Origin of the sequence: Micromonospora sp. D75 (genome assembly GCF_018070405.1) — a bacterium.
In the GTDB taxonomy this organism is placed as follows: domain Bacteria; phylum Actinomycetota; class Actinomycetes; order Mycobacteriales; family Micromonosporaceae; genus Micromonospora; species Micromonospora chalcea.
Genome location: NZ_JAGPXV010000330.1, coordinates 1 through 6,505 on the forward strand (window position 1 = coordinate 1; position 6,505 = coordinate 6,505).

Sequence of the window (6,505 nt, forward strand, 5' to 3'; positions counted from 1 at the left end):
CGCCCGGCGACGCGCCGTGGCACCTGGAGATCCGGGCGGCGGCCCTGGCCGCACACGCCCGGCACGGCCGGCTGGACCTGGTGCCGGGGCTCGCCGACTCGCTGCGCCGCCGGAGCGTGGCGCTGCTGGCCGACCCGATCGCCGAACCGCCCGGCTTTCTCGTGCAGCTACCGATTCACGGGTCACTGCTGCTGGCCCTCGGCCTGGTGGAACTGGGCCGGTCGGGCGGCGACCGGGCGGCCGGCGGCCGGCTGGTCGCGCTCGCCGAACGCTTCGGCTACCTGCGCAACTTCCAGCCCACCATGTCCTCGGCGGCGGCCCGCCGGGCGGCGCGCGACGCGGACGCGGCGGCGTACGACGCGGCCCGCACGTCGTACGCCGCCCTCGACCACGACGAGCTGCGGCTCGCCGCCGTGGCGGAACTCAGCGGGACGGATCCCGGTCGTACAGCCGGCGCCCCCACAGGTAGCCGAGCAGGCTGATCCCGGCGCACCAGGCCACCGCCGCGACCGCGTCGCCGCCGTCGACCTGGCCGGCCAGGAGCAGGCCGCGCAACGTCTCCATGATCGGGGTGAACGGCTGGTGCTCGGCGAACCAGCCGAGCCACGCGGGCATCGAGTCGGTCGGCACGAACCCACTGCCCAGGAACGGCAGCAGCAGCAACGGCATGGGCAGGTTGCTGGCGCTTTCCACGCTCTTGGGCACCATGCCCAGCGCCACCGACAGCCAGGTGATCGCGAACGCGGTGAGGGTGAGCAGCCCGACTGCGGCGAGCCACTGCGCCGGACCGGCGTCCGGCCGGAAGCCGACCAGCAGCGCCACACCGACCACCACCGCCAGCCCGAGCAGCGTCTGCGCCACCGCGCCGACGACGTGGCCGGTGAGGACCGCCGCGCGGGCGATGGACATGGTGCGGAACCGGGCCACGATGCCCTCGGTCATGTCCATGGCCACGGCGATCGCGGTGCCCTGTGCCGCACCGGCCATGGCGAGCAGCAGGATGCCGGGGGTCACGTAGTCGGCGTACGCGGACCGGCCCCCGGCCACACCACCGAGTCCGTTGCCGAGCGTGCCGCCGAAGACGTAGACGAACAGCAGCAGAAAGATCACCGGAAGGGCGATCACCATGACGGTCAAGGATGGGTAGCGCACCGCGTGCTTGAGGTTGCGGCGCAGCATGGTCGCCGAGTCCCCAACAGTGTGGGCGAGCGTGCTCATGCGGTCACCTTCTCCTCGGTGGGGTGACCGGTGAGGGCCAGGAAGACGTCGTCCAGATCGGGGGTGTGCAGGCTCAGCGAATCGACAGCGACACCGGCGGCGTCGAGCCGGTCGAGCAGCGCCCGTACCCCGCTGACGCTCCCGTCGCCCGGCACCCGCAGGGTGAGGTCGTCGTCGTGCCGGGTGGCCGCCGGGAACAGCCCGGCCGCCGCGGCCAGGTGCGCCGCGTCGGTGAAGTGCAGGCGTACGTGGCCGCCGGGCACCAGCCGCTTCAGCTCGGCCGGGCTGCCCTCGGCGACCAGGCGACCGCCGTCGAGCAGCGCGACCCGGTCGGCCAGGTGGTCGGCCTCCTCCAGGTACTGGGTGGTGAGGAAGACGGTGGCGCCCTCGGCCACCAGTTCCCGGACGATCTGCCACATGGCCCGGCGGCTACGCGGGTCCAGGCCGGCCGTCGGCTCGTCCAGGAAGATCAGCCGGGGGCGGCCGACGAGCGTCATCGCCAGGTCCAGCCGGCGCTTCATCCCGCCCGAGTACGCCGCCACCGGCTTGCCCGCCGCCTCGGTCAGGTCGAAGCGGGCCAGCAGGTCGTCCACCACCCGCCGTCCCTCGACCCGGCCGAGGTGCCGCAGGTCGGTCATCAGCCGCAGGTTCTCCGCGCCGGTGAGCAGCGCGTCGACGGCGGAGAACTGGCCGGTCACGCCGATCGCGGCGCGTACCCGATCCGGTTCGGCGGTCACGTCGTGGCCGGCGACCCGGACGGTGCCGGCGTCGGCGCGGATCAGTGTGGAGAGGATCTGCACGGTGGTGGTCTTGCCGGCGCCGTTCGGGCCGAGCAGGGCGAACACGGTGGCCTCGGGTACGCGCAGGTCGACACCGTCGAGCACGACCTGTCTCCGGTACGCCTTGCGCAGCCCGGACACCTCGACCATCGCGCCGGGAAAATTCGTCGTCGTCATGCCCGCAACCGTCGCGGCCGGCGGGATCAGCGCGGTTTCACGACGGTTTCACGCCGCCGGGCCACCCGTCGATCGCGCGGTGCACGGGCCTCGTGACTGAGCGCGCGGTCAGCGGGGCATCGCCCGCCAGCCGGAGCCGCTCGCCCGCCACGCCCCGGCGAGGATGCTCGCCGAGCCGCGGCTCGGGCACTGCTGGATGCGGGACCGGCCGCTGGCCCCACCGATCTGCGCCTGGACCTGCCACTGGCTTCCGTCGGTGCGGATGTAGACGTCGCGCCGTCCGCGAGGGTTGCTGACGCCGTTCCACCAGTGTTCCTCGACCACCATGCCGTGACCGTACCGCAGGAGACCCGGAGCAGCACAGACGCAAATTGGTTGCCACCGCCGGCCGTACGGCGGGACGCTCCCCGGATGACAGCACCGGACCTGCCGCGCCAGTTCACCATCCGCGAGGGCGACCTGCGGATCCTCAACCCGTTCGACGACGTCAAGCTGGCCACGCTGGGCCGCGCGATCGGGCTGCGCCCCGGTGACGAGCTGCTCGATCTGTGCAGCGGCAAGGGCGAGCTGCTCTGCACCTGGGCCCGCGACCACGGGATCACCGGCACCGGCGTCGACATCAGCAGCGCCTTCACCGCCGCCGCCCGGGAACGCGCCGCCGAACTCGGCGTCACCGATCGGGTACGTTTCGTGCACGGCGACGCGGCTGCGTACTCGCCGGAGCGGCCGGTCGACATGGCCGCCTGCGTCGGCGCCACCTGGATCGGCGACGGGGTGCCGGGCACGCTGGAGCTGCTGGGCCGGGCGTTGCGGCCGGGCGGCATGGCGCTCGTCGGGGAGCCCTACTGGCGGCGTGACCCGCCGGACGAGGAGGCCGTCACCGGGTCGCACGCCCGGTCCCGGGACGAGTTCCAGGATCTGCCCGGTCTGGTCCGGCTCTTCGGCGAGTGCGGCTGGGACCTGGTCGAGATGGTCCTCGCCGACCAGGACAGCTGGGACCGGTACGCCGCGGCGCACTGGCTGAACCTGCGTCGCTGGCTGGACGCCAATCCGGACGACGAACTGGCCCCGGAGCTGCGCCGGGAGCTGACCGAGGACCCGCTGCGATACGTCCGTTTCCAGCGCGAGTACCTGGGGTGGGGAGTGTTCGCGCTGCTGCGCCGGTGAGCTGCTTAACGAACGGCTACGCAGGGTAAAGACAGATCATGGGACAGTTGCGCACCTCGCCTCCGCCGCCGGAGGCCACTGAGCTGGAGCAATGGGTGCTGGACAGTCCCGAGGATCTACGCGGTCTGCGCGCCTCGCTGCGGGACGCGCTGAACCGGCACGGGCTGGTGCAGGGCGAGGACCTGGACGAGGTCCCGCACCTGGTCGTGCTGGTCGCCACCGAGCTGGCCAGCAACGCGCTGCGGCACGGACGGCCGCCGACCATCGTCACGCTGCTCGCCACCGACGACCGGTTCCTGCTGGACGTCGCCGACCACGACGTCAGCTCGGTGCCGGAGCTGACCGACATCAGCCCGACCGACTCGGGCGGGCGCGGACTGTTCCTGGCCCAGTCGGTCTCGCTCGACGTCGGCTGGTACGCCACCGACGCCACCAAGAACATCTGGGCCGCGTTCTCCCGCTGACGGCCCGCCGCCGGTTCAGCGGTCGCCGGCCGGGACGGGGTCGTCGTACTGGCCGGGCGGTCCGGTCAACGGTTCGGCGCCCACGATCGGCCACGGGTTCGGCGTGCACCCGTGCAGCCCGAGCGTCTGCTGCACCATCACCGGCGCCGGACCGCCGGCCCGGGGGCACAGCTCGTGTCCCCGGCCCAGCCGGTGGCCGACCTCGTGGTTGAGCAGGTACTCCCGGTAGCGGGAGAGGTCGGCCACGTGCGGCACCCCGTACACCCAGCGGGCCACGTTGATCACCACCCGGTCGCCGTTGCGGCAGGACGTGTAGGTGTCGCTCGGGTCGCCGCAGAGCCGTCCCCGGGTCACCGGCGTGGTGAGCAGCACGGTGAAGTCGGCCCGGTCGTCGCGGCCCACCCGTTGCAGCCGCCACCGGCCGTCGCCGGTCCAGCCCCGCCGGTCGGCGAGCGTCGCCGCCACCTCACTGGCGAAGCGTTCCACGTCCACGTTGCGGATGCCGTCCTCGACGGCGACCCGGTAGCGCAGCAGTTCGCCGGAGCGCCCGGCCACCGCGCCGACGGTGTCGGCGGTGCGGAAGGTGCCGCCGCCCCGGGTCGGATAGACGATGCCGGGTACCACCCGCCCGGCCGCCGGGACCGGCGTCGGCACCGTCGTCGGCGCGGGACGCGCGTCCGGCGGGGTCGGTGCCGCCGCCTGCACGGTCCGCCGCACGTCCACGCGGTCCAGCAGGTCCGGGTGCCGGGCGGCGTACCCGCCGGCGGCGAGCGCGGCCCCGACCAGTACCACCGCCAGGATGCGCAGTGATCGCGGCCTCCGCCGTCGCCGGTGCAGCCCTCGGTCGTACCCGCCCACGTCGATCTCCGTCCGTCGCCCCCACGCGCTCGGGCAGGAGTACGGACGGCAGCCCCGGACGGTTGAACGGGCCGGCCGGGTACCGTCGGTGCCGGGGTGAGCGAGAGGCCGCCTGCCGGAGTTCAGGGAGAGCCACCCGTGTCACCAGCCGACCGACTGCTCGACGTACGCGCCGCCGAGCGGGCCCTCGACGGGCTGGTGGTGGCCGACGGCGCGGCGGTGGACGCGGCGCTGCTCGCCCGGCTCACGCGGGACGTGGGCCGGCTCTGGCCGCGTGGCTGGCAGCCCGCCGACCTGGATCGGCTCGCCGTCCGGCGGCTGACCCCGCGCGGTGCCCGCCTGCTGCGCGACGCCATGGCCGCACAGCGGCGCACGCTGCCGGCGCCGGTCCCGGACTGGTTCGACGCACAGCTCACCGACCTGGGCGCGACCTGGGACGGCGACGCGGGCTGGCTGGCCCGGCGCGCCGACGGCGACCGGATCACCACGTTGCGGGACGCGGTCGACGCGCTCGTCCTGGTGGCGGGGCTGCCGCCGATCGCGGCGCTCCGGCCGCCGCCCGGCTCGGCGGGCACCGCACCCGCCGCCGCGACGCCGAGCGGCTCCCGGATGCTCGACCGGGTACGCGCGCTGCTCGCCAAGGCCGAGTCGACCGCCTACCCGGCCGAGGCGGAGGCGTTCACCGCCAAGGCGCAGGAGCTGATGGCCCGGCACAGCATCGACGCGGCGCTGCTCGACGCCGCCGCCGAGCGCTCCGGCGGCCCGGGCGGGGTCCGGATCGGGGTCGACGCCCCGTACGCGGCGGCGAAGGCGCTGCTGGTCCAGGAGGTGGCGGCGGCGAACCGGTGCGAGTCGGTCTGGTCCGACGACCTGGGCTTCGCCACAGTGCTCGGCTTCCCGGCCGACCTGGCGGCGGTGGAGTTGCTGCACACCTCGCTGCTGGTGCAGGCCACCGCCGCGATGCTGCGCGGCCGGCGCGAGCGCGGACAGGCAGGCGGGCGGCGCACCAAGGGCTACGACGAGTCGTTCCTCAACGCGTTCGCGCTGCGGATCGGCGACCGGCTGCGGGAGGCCAGCGCGGCGGCGGCCGGACAGAGCGACGACGACCGCCTGCTGCCGGTGCTCGCGGCCCGCTCGGACGCCGTCCGGGAGCGGGTCGACCAGCTCTTTCCCGGCACCACGCGGCACCGGCTCCAGGTGCGCGACGAACAGGGCTGGGTCTCCGGCACCAGCGCGGCCGACCGCGCCTCGCTCGATCCGGGCCGCCCGGCACGCCGCCCGGTGCGCGGTTCTCGCTGACTTCCTGGCCGATGATGTCGGTTCGGGCGGACCGGCTCCGACCCGGCTGCGAGGCGCCACCGACGGTGGCCCGAACCCGAGGAGTGCACGGTGAAGTACATGCTGCTGATCTGGAACCGGCCCGGCTTCGTGGAGGAGCTGTCCGAGGCGGAACGCAACGCGATCTTCGGCGAGGTCGACGAGATCATGAAGGAGCTGTCCGAGTCCGGTGAGCTGGTCGGCGGTGAGGCGCTGGCGCACCCGTCGCAGGCCCGTACGGCCCGTCCGGCCGCCGGTGGCGGCACCGAGATCACCGACGGGCCGTTCGTGGAGAGCAAGGAGCAGTTCGCGGGTTACCTGACCGTCGACTGCGAGACCCCGGAGCGGGCTGCCGAGATCGCCGCGCGCTGGCCGGACGTGCGGCACGGTTTCGGCGTGCTGGAGGTGCGAGCGGTGATGGAGCAGGCCGGGACGGAGATGTGACCTCACCTGCGGTCGAGGACCTGCTGCGCACGCTCGCGCCGCAGGTCCTCGGCGTGCTCGTGCGCCGGCACGGCCAGTTCT

Annotated in this window: 8 protein-coding genes and 1 pseudogene; 5 read left to right on the plus strand and 4 right to left on the minus strand. The window is 74.2% G+C overall.

What is annotated here, in order from left to right; all coding sequences use genetic code 11:
* Positions 1-482: pseudogene (locus tag KBX39_RS19425) on the plus strand (hypothetical protein); the annotation flags it as partial.
* On the opposite strand, the gene KBX39_RS19430 reads toward KBX39_RS19425, so the two are convergent.
* From KBX39_RS19430 to KBX39_RS19440, 3 genes are all read right to left on the minus strand, one after another.
* Positions 424-1,218 carry an ABC transporter permease gene (locus tag KBX39_RS19430; RefSeq protein WP_210871851.1) on the minus strand — a complete coding sequence of 265 codons (795 nt, stop codon included), beginning with the start codon at positions 1,216-1,218 and terminating at the stop codon, positions 424-426. The pseudogene KBX39_RS19425 and the gene KBX39_RS19430 overlap by 59 nt on opposite strands.
* The gene (locus KBX39_RS19435) at positions 1,215-2,174 is read right to left on the minus strand and encodes an ATP-binding cassette domain-containing protein (protein ID WP_113972131.1); all 960 of its coding nucleotides are present in this window, start codon (positions 2,172-2,174) and stop codon (positions 1,215-1,217) included. The genes KBX39_RS19430 and KBX39_RS19435 overlap by 4 nt, the downstream gene beginning before the upstream one ends.
* Positions 2,175-2,282: 108 nt before the next feature.
* Positions 2,283-2,501 carry a hypothetical protein gene (locus tag KBX39_RS19440; RefSeq protein ID WP_030503492.1) on the minus strand — a complete coding sequence of 73 codons (219 nt, stop codon included), beginning with the start codon at positions 2,499-2,501 and terminating at the stop codon, positions 2,283-2,285.
* Between the two features lie 84 nt (positions 2,502-2,585).
* On the opposite strand from KBX39_RS19440, the gene KBX39_RS19445 reads away from it, so the two are divergent.
* Both KBX39_RS19445 and KBX39_RS19450 read left to right on the plus strand, forming a co-directional pair.
* Positions 2,586-3,341 carry a cyclopropane-fatty-acyl-phospholipid synthase family protein gene (locus KBX39_RS19445; protein ID WP_210871853.1) on the plus strand — a complete coding sequence of 252 codons (756 nt, stop codon included), beginning with the start codon at positions 2,586-2,588 and terminating at the stop codon, positions 3,339-3,341.
* Between the two features lie 38 nt (positions 3,342-3,379).
* Positions 3,380-3,805 (plus strand): ATP-binding protein, encoded by a 426-nt coding sequence (locus tag KBX39_RS19450; RefSeq protein WP_043327055.1) that lies wholly within the window; start codon positions 3,380-3,382, stop codon positions 3,803-3,805.
* A gap of 15 nt (positions 3,806-3,820) precedes the next feature.
* On the opposite strand, the gene KBX39_RS19455 is transcribed toward KBX39_RS19450, so the two are convergent.
* A complete protein-coding gene (locus KBX39_RS19455) occupies positions 3,821-4,663 on the minus strand; it encodes a DUF3152 domain-containing protein (RefSeq protein ID WP_051611270.1) in 843 nt (280 codons plus the stop codon).
* Positions 4,664-4,801: 138 nt separating this feature from the next.
* Between KBX39_RS19455 and KBX39_RS19460 the strand changes: the two genes are divergently transcribed.
* Together KBX39_RS19460 and KBX39_RS19465 are read left to right on the plus strand one after the other, a co-directional pair.
* Positions 4,802-5,962 (plus strand): DUF2786 domain-containing protein, encoded by a 1,161-nt coding sequence (locus KBX39_RS19460; RefSeq protein ID WP_210871855.1) that lies wholly within the window; start codon positions 4,802-4,804, stop codon positions 5,960-5,962.
* Positions 5,963-6,061: 99 nt separating this feature from the next.
* Positions 6,062-6,424 (plus strand): YciI family protein, encoded by a 363-nt coding sequence (locus KBX39_RS19465; RefSeq protein ID WP_205796229.1) that lies wholly within the window; start codon positions 6,062-6,064, stop codon positions 6,422-6,424.
* The last annotated feature ends 81 nt before the right edge of the window (positions 6,425-6,505 follow it).

What these genes read in the sequence shown, in the direction of transcription:
- KBX39_RS19430 (WP_210871851.1), bottom strand. Translation starts at nt 1,218, where the DNA reads ATGAGCACGCTCGCCCACACTGTTGGGGACTCGGCGACCATGCTGCGC.
- KBX39_RS19435 (WP_113972131.1), bottom strand. Translation starts at nt 2,174, where the DNA reads ATGACGACGACGAATTTTCCCGGCGCGATGGTCGAGGTGTCCGGGCTG.
- KBX39_RS19440 (WP_030503492.1), bottom strand. Translation starts at nt 2,501, where the DNA reads ATGGTGGTCGAGGAACACTGGTGGAACGGCGTCAGCAACCCTCGCGGA.
- KBX39_RS19445 (WP_210871853.1), top strand. Translation starts at nt 2,586, where the DNA reads ATGACAGCACCGGACCTGCCGCGCCAGTTCACCATCCGCGAGGGCGAC.
- KBX39_RS19450 (WP_043327055.1), top strand. Translation starts at nt 3,380, where the DNA reads ATGGGACAGTTGCGCACCTCGCCTCCGCCGCCGGAGGCCACTGAGCTG.
- KBX39_RS19465 (WP_205796229.1), top strand. Translation starts at nt 6,062, where the DNA reads ATGCTGCTGATCTGGAACCGGCCCGGCTTCGTGGAGGAGCTGTCCGAG.